This window comes from Paenibacillus sp. J22R232, from assembly GCF_056269165.1.
The window spans coordinates 405,716-423,395 of the sequence record NZ_JBWDNK010000004.1; the positions used below are offsets into that span (position 1 = coordinate 405,716).

15 protein-coding genes are annotated in these 17,680 nt (G+C 45.1%); all 15 read left to right on the top strand.

Translation table 11 applies throughout. The features are described from left to right. Positions 1-22 precede the first annotated feature (22 nt). The gene (locus AC0YN3_RS15685) at positions 23-4,789 is read left to right on the top strand and encodes a phage tail tape measure protein (RefSeq protein ID WP_475775961.1); all 4,767 of its coding nucleotides are present in this window, start codon (positions 23-25) and stop codon (positions 4,787-4,789) included. Continuing rightward, positions 4,786-5,340: a phage tail domain-containing protein gene (locus AC0YN3_RS15690; protein ID WP_475775962.1), complete on the top strand. Its 555-nt coding sequence runs from the start codon at positions 4,786-4,788 to the stop codon at positions 5,338-5,340. The genes AC0YN3_RS15685 and AC0YN3_RS15690 overlap by 4 nt, the downstream gene beginning before the upstream one ends. A 13-nt stretch (positions 5,341-5,353) precedes the next feature. After that, a complete protein-coding gene (locus AC0YN3_RS15695; RefSeq protein ID WP_475775963.1) occupies positions 5,354-5,746 on the top strand; it encodes a phage tail fiber protein in 393 nt (130 codons plus the stop codon). Between the two features lie 16 nt (positions 5,747-5,762). After that, on the top strand, positions 5,763-9,395 hold the full coding sequence (locus AC0YN3_RS15700) for a pyocin knob domain-containing protein (protein WP_475775964.1): 3,633 nt from the start codon (positions 5,763-5,765) through the stop codon (positions 9,393-9,395). A gap of 11 nt (positions 9,396-9,406) precedes the next feature. Continuing rightward, on the top strand, positions 9,407-9,844 hold the full coding sequence (locus AC0YN3_RS15705) for a hypothetical protein (RefSeq protein WP_475775965.1): 438 nt from the start codon (positions 9,407-9,409) through the stop codon (positions 9,842-9,844). After that, entirely contained in the window at positions 9,837-9,968 is a 132-nt protein-coding gene (locus AC0YN3_RS15710; protein WP_475775966.1) for an XkdX family protein, read from the top strand. The genes AC0YN3_RS15705 and AC0YN3_RS15710 overlap by 8 nt, the downstream gene beginning before the upstream one ends. 11 nt (positions 9,969-9,979) lie before the next feature. Continuing rightward, positions 9,980-10,495 carry a phage distal tail protein gene (locus AC0YN3_RS15715; protein ID WP_475775967.1) on the top strand — a complete coding sequence of 172 codons (516 nt, stop codon included), beginning with the start codon at positions 9,980-9,982 and terminating at the stop codon, positions 10,493-10,495. Positions 10,496-10,519: 24 nt separating this feature from the next. Then, positions 10,520-12,595, top strand: a complete 2,076-nt coding sequence (locus AC0YN3_RS15720) for a phage tail spike protein (RefSeq protein WP_475775968.1) — start codon at positions 10,520-10,522, stop codon at positions 12,593-12,595. Between the two features lie 58 nt (positions 12,596-12,653). Then, entirely contained in the window at positions 12,654-13,184 is a 531-nt protein-coding gene (locus AC0YN3_RS15725; protein ID WP_475775969.1) for a hypothetical protein, read from the top strand. Positions 13,185-13,244: 60 nt separating this feature from the next. Next, a complete protein-coding gene (locus AC0YN3_RS15730) occupies positions 13,245-13,454 on the top strand; it encodes a hypothetical protein (RefSeq protein ID WP_475775970.1) in 210 nt (69 codons plus the stop codon). Positions 13,455-13,505: 51 nt separating this feature from the next. After that, positions 13,506-13,988, top strand: coding sequence for a phage holin family protein (locus AC0YN3_RS15735; protein ID WP_475775971.1), 483 nt, complete (start codon positions 13,506-13,508; stop codon positions 13,986-13,988). After that, the gene (locus AC0YN3_RS15740) at positions 13,981-14,712 is read left to right on the top strand and encodes a peptidoglycan recognition protein family protein (protein WP_475775972.1); all 732 of its coding nucleotides are present in this window, start codon (positions 13,981-13,983) and stop codon (positions 14,710-14,712) included. The genes AC0YN3_RS15735 and AC0YN3_RS15740 overlap by 8 nt, the downstream gene beginning before the upstream one ends. Positions 14,713-15,299: 587 nt before the next feature. Then, positions 15,300-15,518 (top strand): helix-turn-helix domain-containing protein, encoded by a 219-nt coding sequence (locus tag AC0YN3_RS15745; RefSeq protein WP_475775973.1) that lies wholly within the window; start codon positions 15,300-15,302, stop codon positions 15,516-15,518. A gap of 570 nt (positions 15,519-16,088) precedes the next feature. Continuing rightward, positions 16,089-16,397: a YolD-like family protein gene (locus tag AC0YN3_RS15750; RefSeq protein ID WP_475776091.1), complete on the top strand. Its 309-nt coding sequence runs from the start codon at positions 16,089-16,091 to the stop codon at positions 16,395-16,397. Between the two features lie 74 nt (positions 16,398-16,471). Continuing rightward, positions 16,472-17,572 (top strand): redox-regulated ATPase YchF, encoded by a 1,101-nt coding sequence (ychF, locus tag AC0YN3_RS15755; RefSeq protein WP_475776092.1) that lies wholly within the window; start codon positions 16,472-16,474, stop codon positions 17,570-17,572. The last annotated feature ends 108 nt before the right edge of the window (positions 17,573-17,680 follow it).

The following is a 17,680-nucleotide window of genomic DNA, read 5'->3' on the forward strand; positions in this document are numbered from 1 at the left end:
AAAGCGAAAGGATGGTGAGAGAATGGAAGCATTGAACAAAGACGTTGTTGGCGCCAGGCTTAATTTAGACATCACGAAAATGACACCAGCGTTTAAAGTAATCGACGGCGGCGCAAGAAAGAACACGGAATCATTTAAGGTATTGAACACGGAGCTGGCGCAAACCGAAAAAAGCTATGCATCTATGGCAAAGGCTGCTGATAAGGTAGCCATGAGCGCGGATGAGCGCCGCAAGAAAATCTTAGCGGAGTCGAATGCGCTTGTCGCGCAGCGTAAGGCACAAACCGAATTACTGCAAGCGAAGACAGCGGCACTCAATAAAACGAATCAAATTGTCGAGGAAAAGCTTAAAGCGCAGCAGGCGATTGTGAAAAGACGCAATGATGCTATTGAGCAGCAGGAACAGCAGCATCAAAAACGCATGCAGGCTTTGCAAAATCGAGTTACATCAACGGGCTCAACCGCTGCTAGAGCATCAGGGACGGATGACGCCACAAGGGAACGCGTGCTGCAAGCAGAGCACCGCATGCGACGGCAGCTTGGAATTGAGGAGCAACAGACTGTACAGCGGTTGTCAAGGGAACGCGAACGTACACTGCAATATGAACAGCGCGTGCGTCGGGAAATCGCTAGACAAGAAGTGCAACAAGCGGAGCAGCTCAGGCGACTAAATAGCCAAGGGGTGTTGAATCGATCGTCGCAATATGTGTTATCGGAAGCGATGTATTCAGCAGTTATCCGTGGGGCTCGTGAAGCAATTAGCGTCTTGAAGGATTTTGAGTACGAGCTCGTTAACGTGAAGCGGGTAATGGGTGATACCGCTGACGTGGTTTTTGTAAAGGAATCCATGATCGAATCTGCAAAGGAATATGGGTATGCCCTTAATGAAGCTGCCAGCGTTTATACGCTTATCGCACAAAGTGGTTTTAATGAGCGCGAAACGGAAGCTTTAGCAACGACTGCTCTCATGGCAAAGAATGTTGAGCAATCCTTCCAGAGCGCTGCTCAAGCGCAGGAGTTGATGACCGGGGCGGTACTCAACTATGGATTAGCGGCCGAGGACTCGGCAAGATTGCTGGATCGTATCAATGAAGTATCGAACAACTACCCGACAACCTCTAAAAAGATACTTGAGGGTATGAACCGGGTAGGTGCTGCTGCTAAAAATGCAAAGGTACCGCTTAATGAATTAATTGGTTACCTTACCGTACTTAATCAAGCAGGCTTTAGCGGCGCGAATGCTGGTAATGCGATCAAGTCATTTATTTCATTTTCAAGCCGCGATATCGCGATCGATAAACTTGAAAAATATGTTGGCCTAATTAAGAAGGCAAACGGCGAAATGATGCCGTTCAGTGAAATCCTAAGCCGGGTAGCAGGCAAGTGGGATGGGTTAGCGGATGCGCAGCGTCATGAAATCACACAAGCCATTGCCCGTGGAGATCAAGCATCTAAGTTCATCGCACTGATGGATAATTACGGTAAGGTGCTGGAAGTCGCCGAAACGGCTGAAAACTCTTTCGGTTCTGCTCAAAGGGAAAACGCGCTCGCGATGGAGACGCTAGAGAAGAAATCGCAGCAGCTTAAAGCAACCTGGGATCAACTTATCATTTCTATCGGTGACAGCGGCTTGTTGTCTGCATTGAAAGGCATCGTGGATACAACCAAATTGTTGGTTGACGGGTTCAATTCCATTCCAGATCCTATACGCAACACGCTGACCTCCGTTATGTTGCTCGGAGCTGGTATTATGACCTTAAATACAGGCATGCGCCTCCTCACGGGACAATCTATTGTTTCGCTGGTCACAGGGATTGCGACTAGCGCGAGAGCGATGCTCGGCATGTCCGCGGCAACAAATATAGCAACTGCATCATTGAACGCCTTTAGAATGGCGCCTATCATGGCGCAAATTGCGCTCGTTACAACGTTAATAGGTGCGGCTACGTTAGCATGGAGCGGGTATACTGGTGCTCAGAATCAGGCCGTGGACAGCACGAAGCAAGCAGAGCGGGACGCGTATGCCTTATCTGAAAAGTATAAAGAGCTTAAAGCCGTTATTGATGACACCACCCGTTCAGACAAAGAAATAACGACAGCGAAAGCGGAGCTGACGAGCGTCATTGAACGGATGAGTAAGGTCATGCCGGATATGATTTCGAAATGGGACGAGAACGGGAAAGCCATTGAACTGAATTTGGAGAAAGTGAAATCCTTTGGTAAGGAGTACGCTGAGGCGCTTCGTATGGTGGAAGCCGAGGAATTAAGGAAATCCACTAATGCCAGAGATCGATTGAAAACAGACTTGGATGTTCTTGTCGCTTATATGGATGCGCAAAAGAGTGGAAATAAGGAGTTAGCAAGCTCTTTAGCCGGTCAGGTCGCGGACATCACGGGTAAAATCATCAACGGTAATAAAATTAGTCCCGCAATAGCGAAAGAAATTGTCGAGTTGAGCGAACAAATCGGCGTGCTTGATGAAAAAATCAAGAACGGTCAGCAGTCGCTTGATGTTTTGGATGGCAAGCTAAGTAACACTGCTGATGCAACGGATGATTTTAGGTTAGCCATGACGGAATCGGCTAACGAGACGGAGGCAAGCGAAGATGCCATTGTTGATGTTGGGGATGCACTAGATAACCTGCAGAAGGAAATCGATAACGTCAGAGGCAGTGTCGCGGACTTAAATCAACTATCTGCTGATTTAGCTAAAGGACAGTCATTGAACGCTGAAGCAGCGGAGGAGCTAATTAATCAGTATCCACAGCTAGCTGATAGTATTTACAAGACAGCAGACGGATGGGCATTTGAAGAAGGCGCCGTAAAATCACTTCGGCAATCGAAATTAGAGTTGCTGGAGACGTCCAGGTTCACGCAGGCGGGAATTACTGCATCGATGTACGCGGAGCTTGAGAAGCGGCTTGAGTACTATGGTTTAGAGTTAGATTCGATTGGGAGCCTAGCTGAAGCGCAATCTGTCATGGATCAAATGACAAAAGGAATCGGTGTTCATTCGCTTTATGTGCCGGAAAGCGTCAATCATTTAGCAAAGATCGTATCAATCCGTGAAAGATTCAGCAAACTGAATGCCGATCCTAGCTATGGCGTACAGTCTGAAAAAGTGAAAGACAGCAGCAAAAAAGAAGAAGATCCACTTGCAAAGGCATTTGCCGCTTCGCAAAAGTGGATTGAGCATCAAAAAGCGATGGGAAGGCTCTCAACTAAAGAGGAGTTGTCGGCTTGGGAGCGGGTACAATCGCAATACGTGAAGGGTTCTGAACAACGTATGGCTGCCGATGAGAAAGTATACGCGCTCAAAAAGCAGTTGATTGAAGATGCAAAGAAGTTAGAGCAAGATGCTTTTAATGCGTCAACGAATTGGATCTCACATCAAAAGGGAATCCGCGATGTCTCGGCTAAAGAGGAACTGTTATGGCTGGAGCGATTGCAAGGGAAGTATAAAGTAGGTTCGGAGATTCGTAGGAGTCTGGACGAGCAGGTCTTTGCTGCTAGGAAAGCGGCCATGCGCGAGACCATGACATTATCCGAATCCTTTATATCGCATGAGAAAGCTATGGGCCGTATGTCGCTGGAGGAAGAGTTGAAAGCGTGGGAACGCATGCAGGCGCGATACCTAAAGGGTACGGAAGAACGAAGACGCGCTGATGAGCAGGTATATGCGCTCAAGAAGCAACTGATTGAAAAAGAGACCACAGATACGACAAAGCTTGTTGCAGTCCAGCAGAAGGCGCTTGATAAAGCCAAAAACGATACGATTAAACGTATTAACGATGAAAAGGATGCTTTCATTGCAGCTCAGGACGCTAAGATCAAAGCGATCGATGTTCTAATCGCGGCAATGCGTGAGCAGAACGCGGACGACGACTATGAAAAACAATTAGCTGAGAAACGAGCAAGGTTAGCCCTTCTTCAATCGGCGGTGGGTCCTGAAGGAATCAAAGAGCGCCAGGAGCTCATAAAAGAAATAGAGAAAATGGAGCTTGACCATAGTCGAGAGCTTACGATTCGCAGCCTAGAGGCTGAAAAGAAGAAGCTGGAGGAAGAGAAAGAGCTTAAAGTTTCCGCTTATGAAGATCAGATCAAAACATTGGAATTGCATTATGATGCACTGACTCAAGCGTTTAATGATTTTTCGGATGAAGCGGTAAAGCAGGCTGATACACTGAAGCAAATACAAGTGCTTAAAGAATCCGAGAAGAATGCAGAGATCCTGGCGCAGCTTGATGCATTTATTCTCGCTTATCAATCCAAAATGAGTAAGATAAACGGCTTATCGATGACGCAAGAAGAGCGGGACTTGCAAGAATATAACAACAATAAGGACTTGTGGGATGCTGCAAAGGCGAGTGGAGATAAAAGCAAGATGGCAAGCCTTGCGGCCCGTAACAACGAGATCCGAGATCAATATAACATCAAGCAGGATACGGGTAAGATTCAGCACTTTTCCGAGGGCGGGAAAGTAAAGGGTGTACGTGGTCAGGCAGTCCCTGTTATTGCTCATGCTGAAGAACTGATTTTAAACGATCGGCAGCAAGGTAACCTCTTTAAATTACTGAACTATGCTATTCCTAATTTATCCTTTAAAATGCCAAGCTTCAGCATGCCGATGGCATCCGGTTCGTCGGAATCTATCGTTAATAACAATCAATACATCGTATCTCATACGGGAGATGTTAATATTGACGATTCATCTACAGCTAAAACGTATTGGTCGGAGCGAGATAACGTAGTGCGGCGGTTCCAGTCACGAGGAGGGAAATCAAGATGATTGAAGCTTACATCGACGGTATCCCATGGTCATCGCTTGGCATCGGTATAAAGAGAAGAGACATACCTCCGCTGCCGGAGACAAGAGATTATACCGTGCAAATCGCGGGCAGAGATGGTGAAGTTGATTTTGGTTCCGAATACGGGCCAAGAGTGATTAGTCATGAATGCGTCTTAATGGCTAACGATCCTACAACGGATTACCAAGCGAAAGTCAGAGAGATTGCTCGCGTATTTGATGCAAAACGCGGCGATCGCACCATTACGTACAGTGATTTGCCTGGTAAAAGGTACCGCGCACGCTATGCGGGTACGCTGTCTATAGAAAAGATCATTTTTGACGGCATGTTTCAGCTACCGCTCAAAATGCATAACCCCTTTTCGGAGAGTGATCAAGAAAAGATAGAGGAGCTTGTGCTGACACAATCGCCTCAAACCATAACTATTGAATCGGACGGCGATCTTAGCGCTAGTCCGATTTTTGTTTTGACGAACATGGGCAGCAACACGATAAACGGAATCATGATTAAAAACGAATACAAACTCGAATAGGAGATGGGAAGACATGGCCATATCAAATTATCAAGCGGCTCGAAATCTGAATGCGTTGCGTGGCATTAGCTTTACCCCACCGGCCGCAATCTATTTAGCGCTGTATACTTCGAGTCCCACAGCAGCAAATACAGGGTCAGAGGTAGCTGGTGGAGCCTATGCAAGGCAAATCATTACGCTATCCGCAGCTGCTTTAGACGGGGGGAAGATGGCCGTTAAATTAACCGCAGATGCTCCCTTTCCTGTAGCAACAGCCAATTGGGGATTGGTCACGCATGTTGGTGTGGTAGATGCTCTTACAGGTGGGAATCTTCTGCATTTTGCTGAGATCGATGCAAGAACAATTCAAACGAATGATCGCTTCATTGCAGAGGCAAACAAAATATTGATTCGGTACGCGCAATAGAAAGGGGGAGCAACACATGACGAACCTACTACCTATGTATCCAGGTATAGCAAACAGCTATCAAACGGAGCTGTCAGCTGGTATCAATGCTACGGTTACAACCATTCCATTACAAAGCGTAGCGGCAACCATTCTTCCTGACGCGCCGAACATTGCGGTTATAGGGACCGACGAGACTGCTGAGACAATTCTTTATACTGGTAAGTCTGGTAATACTCTAACGGGAGTTACACGAGGATATAACGGGACGACAGCGAGGAGCTGGACTTCAGGAGCAAAGGTTGCTCGAATGTTTACGGCGGCAGATTGGGATTCTGCAAGGCAAAACATCGATACGTTAAACACGATGCTATCCGAAGCTGCATCTATTCAAGCCGTATTAAAGCGAGGACTTAACTTACTTAATACATCCCAAGCAACACAAGCAGAGTTTAATGTGCAAGGCCGTACGCTTGTTAATTTATTAGGTAAAATAGGAAACTTCGAATTTGATAACAATGGAGATGGGGTGGCCAATGGCTTTGAAGCAACTCTAAATGGTGCCACAGCTTCGCTAGAAACGACAAACGTTAAATATGGTAATAAAGCACAGAAGATTACAGCAAACATTAGTGACACAAGCACGATAAGAGAAATTAAAAGTGTCAACCTATCTTTCGATGCAAATAAATATTACCTTGCGCTGGTTGATGTAGTTACAGACGGATCACAAGCGGTACTGTTAATGAACAATGGGAGCGCAAACTTAGGTAACGTCATTACAACCACTAACAAAACCATTTATAAAAAGTGGCAACAAGTAACGGCATCAGCGGTAGGAAATCTTAAGCTTATGAATTTCAATAGTATAGGTGTGGCAGGCTGGGTACAATTCGACGGCGTGCGAATTTACGAAGTAACAGCATCGGATTATGCCAAGATTGATATTGATCCAGAATATACAGGTGAAAAGCTCGCAGATAAGTATTCTTACGTTGATAGCGTACAGCACTTGCAAGGCACGACTATTCGAAAGAGTAGTAAGAATCTTTTCTCACCACTTATGAAATGGAATCTAAATGCTTTGGCTTCGGTAGTATCACCTTATGAATTAACGATGACCGCGACAGGTACAGGACAGCGAAATACAATCACTGTCCCTACGATAACAGGGCAGTCCTATGTATTCTCGGCTAGCTTAGGGGCAGATGCAAATCATAGAATTAAAGCTTGGGACGGCATCGGAACGACCGGTATTCAATTGTTTAGCAGTGCCGTGGGAGAAAAGGTATTTACGGCTCAGAGTGGCTATACAACTTTCGCTTTAGAACCGCAAGCAGCCGGATCATTCACATTTAAAGATATCATGCTTGAAGTGGGCACAGTGAAAACTGCGTTCGAGCCACAAATGGATGATTACGTCAATTTTCCATCCCTCGTAGCTAATATGGAACGGACAATCGTAGATGCATACGATAGCGTTACGGGAAATATCTTCAGACGTTGGAAAACCGGCGTTTTACTTGACGGATCATATCCATGGACAGCGTCAGGAACAGGAACAGGTTTTAAAGCAATTGGACTTGCCTCTTCAGGGGGATATTTTGGGGATCGACTCCGAGGGGTTTCGAATGTTCCATATTGCAGGTTGTTTGATGGCAGAATCGTTCGTTTAGGTGGTACATCAAGTACTGGCGATGTTATCAGCATAAGCTGGTGGCATCATCTGACGGGAAACGATTTCTACATCTCTTTATTTAATGCGGATACGGGTTGGGTCGATGCAGTTAGTCCATCAGTTAACACAATAAAAGCGGCGATGAATGGCTGGAAAGCAACAGCAAACAACGGAACAGCATATACCAGTTGGATTTCGATTTTGACAGGAGCTGCGCCTGCTACCAACACGGAAGCTTACTGCGCTGCAAATAAGGCTCCAGGTTGGACGGCTTGGGCTACGATGGATTATATGCTAGCTCAAGGATTCGAGGAGCCTTATATCGGTGATAACGGAGCCATCGCTTTACAAGCTGGTGGGAACCAGTTGGAACTGATTGATGGCGTTGTCGTGCGAGAAAAGATAATGCCTGCATTTGCAATCGGAGCAAATCCGTTAAGGTATTACATTAATGAAATGGGCGTAATTGGCTCAGCTACAGACAGCCCGCTAAAGTATAAAACAAATAATATTTTTAAAATTTATAGAAATGGTATTGAGGATAAGAAATGGGTGTTGTCCTCTAATTCGTCTAATGGAAACGGAAATCAAATAGCGGAATGTATGTCAACGGATTACGATCCTACCGCTGAGTACACCGTAACCTATCAAGTATTGGACAAGTACCTCTATTCATCAAACGTGATAGATACGACAGTCACGTACCAATCCACACTAGGTGGCGCTGTGTCTAAAAATATACAAGACATTGCAGATCTCAAAATACAAAACGGCGTGCAGGATTGGAAGCTTCTGCTGGATGAGGCATATGCCTTGAACACCCGTTATGATCTTAACGCACATATCGGATCTCGCGGAACAGCTCACGGTGTAGCAACTATAACGGAAGCTGGCTTTTTGGATGCTCCAGATAAAGTGAAACTTGATGGAATTGCCGCCGGTGCGGGTGGAACAAATAGCGCAACAGATACCGTAATTGGCAACCGCACTATTGATGATACTGTAGTTGCTGCCGCCGCTGCCGATACACCAACTCGTTTGTGGAGTAAATTGGCTAATATGATCAAAAGGATTACTGGAACAGCAAACTGGTATACACCACCTTCAAAAACCATATCAACGATTATTACTGATTTGGATTTAAAAGCACCGCTTGCATCACCTGCTCTTACAGGCACGCCAACAGTACCAACGGCTGCAACGTCAACGAGTACAACGCAAGCTGCCTCAACCGGATTTGTGAAGAACAATATCAATACACAGACGATGGCGGACGCGACGAGCGCCAATACGCTCACAACAAACGGGAAATATTACATTTTCAATGGTGCGAATGCCCCTCTCACCGGAGTGGGTTTTTATTATGATGTACACCGTTATGATGCGTCTAATATGTTTCAAATTGCCTATCAACTCAATACAGAGGCGGTATTCTCTCGCAGGATGGTATCGGGGGCGTGGAGCGCGTGGCATTCCGTTTCGGGTACCACGACGTCGCTTTCCGGCACGGATTTGAACACGTTAAAAACTAATGGGAAGTATTACGTTTGGACGGGTACGAATCTTCCAGCGGGGAGTAACGGATGGTACATTGATGTGTTTAATGACGGTCAGGATATCAAGACGTATCTCACGCAAACGGCGTATCCAATTTCGGCGGGAACGGGATATGTCTCGACGCGGACATGTGTTAATGGCGTATGGGGCGCATGGATCTCACTTGCTACCGGCCCTGTATTCGGAACATATACGGGAAATGGTGCATCGCCGCGCGTTATTTCATTACCATTTACACCGTCTGCTGTCATGTTAATGAAGTCAAACAACGGGGGCACCATCAGTTATTCATCAAATGATAGTGGACTAGCCGTTACGGGAAGCTCCGTACGTAATGTCACTGAGGTTACGATTGAAATAGTAACGAACGGTGTTTCACTTACGATCCAAGCTAATATTAGCGGACACATATATAATTACATCGCGTTTAGATAAGGAGGGGTGAAATGAGCGGAACAGAAGAATTGGAACCAACGGAAACAGAGCAGTCGCAGGCCGAACCGCCGAAACTGGTGTTGAAGAGGCTGCTGCTGTTTGATGACGGCATAAATACCTACGAGGTAGGTGACTGGCTTTATGAAGGGTCGTATCCTAATTCAGAAATACCTTATTACATCGTGGATGATGGAACCGAGGCAGGTGCGGAGCTTTACCACAAAATACGAGAGTTACACCCGTATTTTACACTTACTGTCGTTGATGGCGAGCTGCAAGACGTTGTGCAACGTGATAAGACACCTGCGGAAATTGAACAGGAAAATGCACCACCTCCGAAGACAGCGGAACAATTACGAATCGATCAATTGGAAGAACAGTTAGCTGCCCAACAAGCTGTAATTGATGCACTAGTACTTGATGCGCTAGGAGGTGGTGTCGGTGTTTGAAACAATTAAACGGCTGTGGGATGCTCAGAAAATGGATGAGGCGACGCTCCGAAGGGCGGTATCGGTTAAAGGCTGGATTACTCCGGAGCAGTTTAAAGAAATATCTGGCGGCGAATATGAGTAGGAGGAAGCCATATGTTTGGAGGATCATTTAACCGCCTTCCTTTCAACCGCTCGATATCAATTAACGTTTATGGACGCTCGGTTATGGAAGCATCGACTGAAATGTCGGTAAGTATGTTACGAGAGGTAAAAGCAAATACCACTATGGAGACGCTATCCCAAATGGAGGCGTCTTTTTTAAGGGCCATTACTGGAGCAGTTGAATTAAATACAATTACAGAAATGGAGTCTTCCTTCATTCGCCGCATGCTTAGTGGTGGTGCGCTTATGTCTGCAATGTCTGAAATGGTTGCGGCGGGCAGTCGTTACCATGTGGAATACATCGAGATCGCCGGAGCCTTTGCGCCAGGTGATCGGATAGTGATTGATGTCCAAAAGCTAAAAGTGACGAAAAACGGAGTCATTACTGGTTATAACGGTGACTTTTTTGAATTACATCCAGAAAAGAATAACCTCACCTTTACAGACCCTGCAATCGGCCGTTCAGTACAAATGAGGTTAACATTCAGGGATAAATATCTATATTGAGGTGATGGCTTGAAGAGACTAGCCTTGTATGACAAAAACCTTAACCACTTAGGTGCTGTAGCGGATGCTACAGAGATTGAGCGGCGCCGGCGTATCAACAGTGACTATGAATTATCTTTTCTATTGCCTATGTCGAGCGAGGATTACAACATAATCCCCATAAAAGGGCATATCAAAGATAACCGGGGTCAGTATTATGTGATTAACGATCGAGCGCGGAAGCGGGAAGGCGTTAAGCGCATGGTAGAGTACGTTTGTACTCACGTTATGTTCAAGCTGGCTGACTTCAAATTCCCTTATTCATCATACATCGATGAAGCATTTGGCGTTAATATCACAACGCTCCTTACGTCGATATCAGCCGCGACAAGCGGGAAGTTTAGTTTCACTGTTGATGATGCTTTTGACCTGAAGGATATCAAGGATTTCGGTAGAGGGGATTGCCTGCAAGCTCTGAATAAAGTGATCAATGCTTATGGTTGTGAGATCGAGCCGGACAACTTTGTCATTCATATCAAAAAACAGATCGGTATGAATCGCGGATATGAAGCTAGGATGAAGAAAAATATCATCAACATCAACTTCAAAGACAGCGCCAGCACGCTTGTAACGCGATTGTTTTCTGAAATGAAGGACGGGCGTACATTTATCGGAATGGCCGCGTCCAATCTAACAAGCGAGGAATACGCTCTGTTAAACGCGGTACCGGGTGCGATTGTAGGAGGAATAGTTAAGGTTAACTACTTGATTTCTCCTTATGTCTCTTATTGGTCCAACACAACCAACACGTACTATGATGGGGAGTATATTAATCAGGAGATCGAGGACCCGATTGAGTTGCTCAAGGCGGCACGTCGAAACCTTCGAGAACGTGAGGTACCAGCTATTGATGTACCGGTTAGCCTGGCAGATCTTCACCGAATTGATTACGAAGAGCCTGAAGTGTTTCTTGGCGACACGATAAAGATTACCGATACCGAAATGCAAGTGAATGGCATAACCGCGAGGGTGACCGAATTAAGGGAACCGCTATTCAATCCAGCGAAACAACCGAATATGGTGTTGGCAAATTACCTTCTGCGGGATTATGACGATATTCTAGCGGATCTAAACGAGTCAAAGCAGATCGTGGATAACATCATTAGTGGCGGTAAGGTAAGAACGGCAGCATTCGAAACCTTTGCAGCTCAAGCGGTATATGATATTAACAATAGCAAATCAGAAGTCATTTATGATGAGCGAGGAATTGTACTTCGGAGTAAATTGATTCCGAATGACCAAGTTGTCATATCTTCTAAGGGGTTGTACGTTACCCGTGACGGCGGTCAGTCTGCGGATGCGGCGATAACCGCAGCAGGAATTATGGCGCCGAAGGTCATAGGAACGCTAGGTAATTTCGTGGAAATTGAAATCGGAATTGGAAACAATGTCTTCAAAGCAAATCAAAGCGGTATCCATTTAGGTCATCAAGTTTTCGGGAGTGCGCCGTTCAGGGTTAATATGGCCGGAGAGCTGCTTGCAAACAGAGCAACAATTGCAGGCGAGATTCACGCGACGAGTGGATCGTTCTCGGGAAACATTTCGGCTTATGGAACAATCACAGGCGGCACATTAACCGGGGCGAAAATACAAACAAAAGCAGCAGGCGTATACCCAAGAATTGAGATGGATTCAACTGGAAATGTGTTTGGTGTCTATCAGTCTACAACGAGCTACGCTAGGCTCATACCTTTAAGTATGTGGGCATCATCACCAGCGTTCGAAATAACAAACTTAGGAAGAGTTCTTGCGTTTGGTCATGGAATAGCCTCTCTTGGAGGCATGGCAATTCGTGCTGATAGTGATTTTGAAATTCAAGCAAGTGGAGGCATTTATTTAAGTTCACTTACAAATCTAACTAACTGGACTCAATTGAGAAGTATGGATGATGGAAATACGTTGAAGTGGGAACTGGATAGAAAGGCATCTTTGAATGATCTAAATAATTTTGCATTAAGAGACGAAGCGGCCTATAATCTTGCATTCGATTCAACAACCAGAAACCTTAAAATGTATAGCAGAACAGGAGAGATTTTAGCTACCGTAAACATCCCTAAGTAATCGGTGAATTGCTGAGTTATGTTATAATGCTGGTAAAGTTGCCCAAGGGGGATGGAATGTGAAGACGAAAACTTTATTAGTAGGTTTTGTTGTAGGAGCTATTGTTATGGCGAGTGGACAAGCGATGGCTGACGGAGTATCGAAAATAGGAAAAAAGATACAAGGTGAAGCGGTTGTATTGATGGGTAGTAAGGAACTGAGTAAAGCAATTATAGTCGATGGCAAAAGTTATGCGCCGGTCAAAGATATTGTTGAATCATATGGTTCTACCGCTATGTACCAGAAGGGTGTGATAACGATAACAACAAAGGGAGACGGATTAGGAACGCTCCAAACCAATAAACTTATATTAGAAACAAAAATTACGGATCTGAATCGGGTCATTAACAATTTTGAAACCGATCTTATTCCTAAACAAGAAAAAGTTGTTTCCGAAGCTACCACTGAGGACGGGAGAAAAATTCGTCAAGAAAGACTTGACATGTACAGAGCAACTCTAGCAGAAGCTAAATCGAATCTCATAGATGCACAGTCACAACTTGATGAGATAAACAGTCAAATCGAAATAAAAATGAACAACAACAGTTAAGATTGTTTCTATCCCTCGATATTAAATCGAGGGATATTTTATTTGAAGGAGATGTTTTAAATGGCAGAGATTAAGAAGAAACTCGAATTGACAGTTGATGTAGATAAGCCAATCGAAGAGATTAAGGAATGTATTATCGCGATTTCAATATTCCACGGTTCAAAGCAGCTGGATATTTTAAAGGAGATTGAGCTATGGCTCGGTAAATCAATCGAAGATGCAAAAACTAATCAACTAATAAGCGAACATCAAACCCAAGGGCCTGAGTAATCAGGTCCTTTTTATATACAAACAGAAGGATGACTGAGGGGATGGAACCTAATGTATAAGCAGTGGTTAACTGTTGATGTGACAGAGGGCAAGGCGATTGCGGCAGGAATTGGTGCATTAATTGCTCCATGGGTGTCGCTGGTTTACGGGGATGGTCGTTTAATCCCTATTATTTTGTTAATGGTTGTTATTGTAATGGATTGGGTAACCGGTATTGCGGCAGCGCGGAAGGATCAAACGTACTCGTCGCAGTACGGAATCCGAGAAGGATTACCTCGTACAATGTTTTTGTTTGTTATGCCTGCAATTGCCAATCTACTTGATGCGATGATGGCTATGCCTGGTCTATTTTTTTATGGGATTACACTCGGCATTATTTATCATACTTGGCAGTCGCTGACCGCAAATGCCTACCGGGCTGGTTGGGGAAGTTGGATTCCAAAGGCGGTCATGTCGCACATCGAGTCAGAGCTTAAAGCCAAGGTGGAACGAGCAAATAAACGCAGCGCTGAAGGAGAGGACAAGGTTGGTTAATTACACGATAGACCACATACCGATAGGGACGGCTAATAACCGCCGTCCAGCAGTGCAAATGGCCGCTACGTCGATAACGATCCACAACACGGGCAACCCTAGCAGCACGGCTAAAAATGAAAGAGCATGGTTAACAAACCCGTCAAACATCCGAACGGCATCTTATCATATTGTCGTAGATGAGCGCGTGGCTATCGAATGTCTGCCGTTATCTGAGCATGCTTGGCACTCAGGTGACGGAAACAGCAGCAAGAGTGGAAACCGTACCTCCATAGGAATTGAAATTTGTGAAAGCGGAAATTATGCGAAAACGTTAGAAAACGCGGCAGAGTTGGTAGCGAGTATGCTTAAGAAACGAGGATGGGGCGTTGATCGACTTAAGCGACATTATGATTGGTCGGCTAAGATATGTCCGCGACTAATGTATGATGCTGGAAAATGGTCTGGGTGGAAGGTATTTAAGCAAATGGTCGCCGCGAAATTGCAGCCAACAATAGAGGAGGATCAACCAATGACAGCAGCTGAGAGAAAGGCATTTGAAAGCCTAGAAAAAACAGTGCAAGAGCAAGGGAGACAGCTTGCGGAATTAAAACAGCTCGTACCAGCTCCGGCATGGTTTGGTAAGGAATTTAAAAACGTGGATCTAGGAAGTATCATCCACGATCCTAAATTTACTGTTGAAGGCTGGCGCACGCTGGCAGTGGCATTGAGAGCTGGAAAATAGAAAAGAGCCTACTAACCCCTTTGCGGTTGGTGGGCTCTTTTTCTATTTTCCCAAGCGCTTGGGAATTTGTTATTTGTCAAATTGCACATCCTAGTTTATAATCGCCAATCACTAATAGCAGACGTACGTTAGTTATGATTGAATTATTTTAACAGTGTGATTACAAGCGCATTCAGTACGATAACAAGGGCGACCACACTTATTATTACAGCGGCTAACAGTTTACCGTTCATCTTCATATTTCCAGCCCCTTTATGTTATGATAAGAAAAGAAGAAGCACCCCTTGTATTTCATCACCGTAGGTCGGGAGCCTTGCGGCTCCCTTCCGGTGTTGATTACCTTAACGAGGCGATGAGGGTGATGATCGAGCCTATCAGACTAATGATTGCTGTCATTAGTGCGATGTTCAAAGCTCGTTCATCTTTACGCTTCTTCTTTTTCTGTTTGGCCATCTTGTTTTCACCTCCTTATATTCTTATTATACATCGTTTAACGTTGAGTGTCAACGTTTAACGATAAATTAATTTTGTTTATTTGTTGATAATAAACGTTATAAGTTGTATATTGAGGTAGGGGGCGATTTGAAATGTTGAAATTGAAACTACGTGAGATTATGTTTGAAAAACGATGGAATGCTAAGCAACTCAGTGAAGCGACGGGAATACGTTGGAATAGCATTGACGATATGATGGAGAACCGAAGCAAGAGATGGAGCGTAGAGAATCTGGATAGCATTATGAGTGTATTGAAAATCGAAGACGTTTCTGAATTAATTGAATATGTAAAGGATAACTCCAGTGAATAATACTGGGGTTTTATTTTGTCTTGTAACAGAACATATGTTTGTATTAAAATAAGAACAAACATTCGTATAGGGGTGAGGGGCATGATTGAAAAGTATGTAGGCCAAACAGTGCAGATTATTTATAACGACCGTAATCGCAACATATCAATACGCACTATACAAGTCCGATCGGTACGGGACGGTCGAGTTAAAGCGTATTGTTATACAGCTAATGCCCCTCGCATATTTAACATGTCAAACATTATTGATGTGGAGTTGATAAAACAACATGCTTGAGGATACTACACGGAAAATTCTAACGGTCATATGGAATGTATATCGTGATGATCCAGCAAAGATTGATATCCCATATATTAGCCATAAATCCCGAAGGACTGAGGATCAAGTAAAGAGTTCAATAAATGAGCTAGTGAAAGAAGGATTTATCTTATGGGATCAGAAGGAGAACACGTTTAAAGTCCTCTACAACCGTGCAGAGGCTAAAGAGTTTCCTCGCCGTGGATGGACCTTATGAAGAAGGTAAATCGATTAGATCCACAGAGCAACAAAATGTGGTCCAGCAGCCGCATGATGTTGCCGGAACATGTCGTTGCAATTAACAAATATAATAAAGATTTGGAGGACTTGGATATGGCGAAAGCAAAGGGACCAAAGCGGCCGACGAGAGACGAGTTTGAATTGGAGGAGTTAGGTGAACGTCTAGTGGAAGCCCAGCAGGAAGAATTAGAAATACGACTTGTTGTATGGAACTGGGATCAACCTGTTAAGGGTAAAATAGTTAAGATGGACTCAAGAACAAAGATGGTTCATTTATATGATAATGGAGAAGAGGTAAAGGTACCTTTTCTGGATATAATGAAAGTAGGAAGCCCCGTCTAATAGACAGGGCTTTTATTGTTTGTGGGGTTCAGGTATAATTGCGAAAGATTATTTAGATGAAGGAGTTGTTTTATATGCCGCTCTCTTGCGGGATAGTAGGTCTTCCGAATGTCGGGAAATCGACATTGTTTAACGCAATTACACAAGCAGGGGCAGAATCTGCCAACTATCCTTTTTGTACCATAGATCCTAACGTTGGCGTTGTTGAAGTACCGGACGAGCGTCTCGATAAGCTGGTTGAGCTGGTTGTGCCTAAGAGCATCGTGCCAACGGCGTTTGAATTCGTTGACATCGCGGGCCTAGTGGCTGGAGCAAGCAAGGGCGAAGGTCTCGGCAACAAGTTTCTAGCCCATATTCGCGAAGTAGACGCGATCGTGCACGTGGTGCGCTGCTTCCAGGATGACAATATTACGCATGTATCAGGCAAAGTAGATCCGATTAGCGATATCCAAACGATTAATTTGGAGCTGATTCTGGCGGATATTGATTCCGTGGACAAGAAGATCGACCGCTCCCGCAAAAACCTCAAGGGCGGGGACAAGAAAGTCGCTCAAGAAATTGAGGTGCTTGAGCGCGTGAAAGAAGCGCTGTACAACGATATGCCGGCGCGCAGCGTCGAGCTTAGCGACGATGAGAAGCTGCTTATCCGCGATCTTCACCTGTTGACGATGAAGACGGTATTGTATGCCGCTAACGTGAGCGAAGAAGAGGTTTCCAATTCGGACGGCAATGAATATGTACAGAAGGTTCGCGAATTCGCTGCTGCCGAAGGCGCGGATGTCGTACCGATCAGCGCGAAGGTTGAAGCGGAGATCGCTGAGCTTGAAGGCGAAGACAAGGATATGTTCCTTGAAGAGCTTGGCATGTCGGAGTCGGGTCTTAACCGCTTGATCAGCTCTGCGTACAAGCTGCTTGGCTTGTATACGTACTTTACGGCCGGCGTGCAAGAGGTGCGTGCATGGACGATTCGCAGCGGGACGAAAGCACCGCAAGCGGCTGGCGTTATTCATACGGACTTCGAACGCGGATTCATTCGCGCCGAGGTTGTTTCCTTTACGGATCTAGCGGCTGCAGGCTCCATGGTAGCGGCACGCGAGAAGGGGCAAGTCCGCCTTGAGGGCAAAGAGTACGTTGTGCGCGACGGCGACGTTATTCATTTCCGTTTTAACGTTTAATCAATTTGGCAATAATATAGCCCTGCAGGTGCTGATCGGCACTTGTGGGGCTTTGTTGCAAATTTGGGCGCAATGAGCAGCTGTAAATCGAAACCAGCAGTCGATACT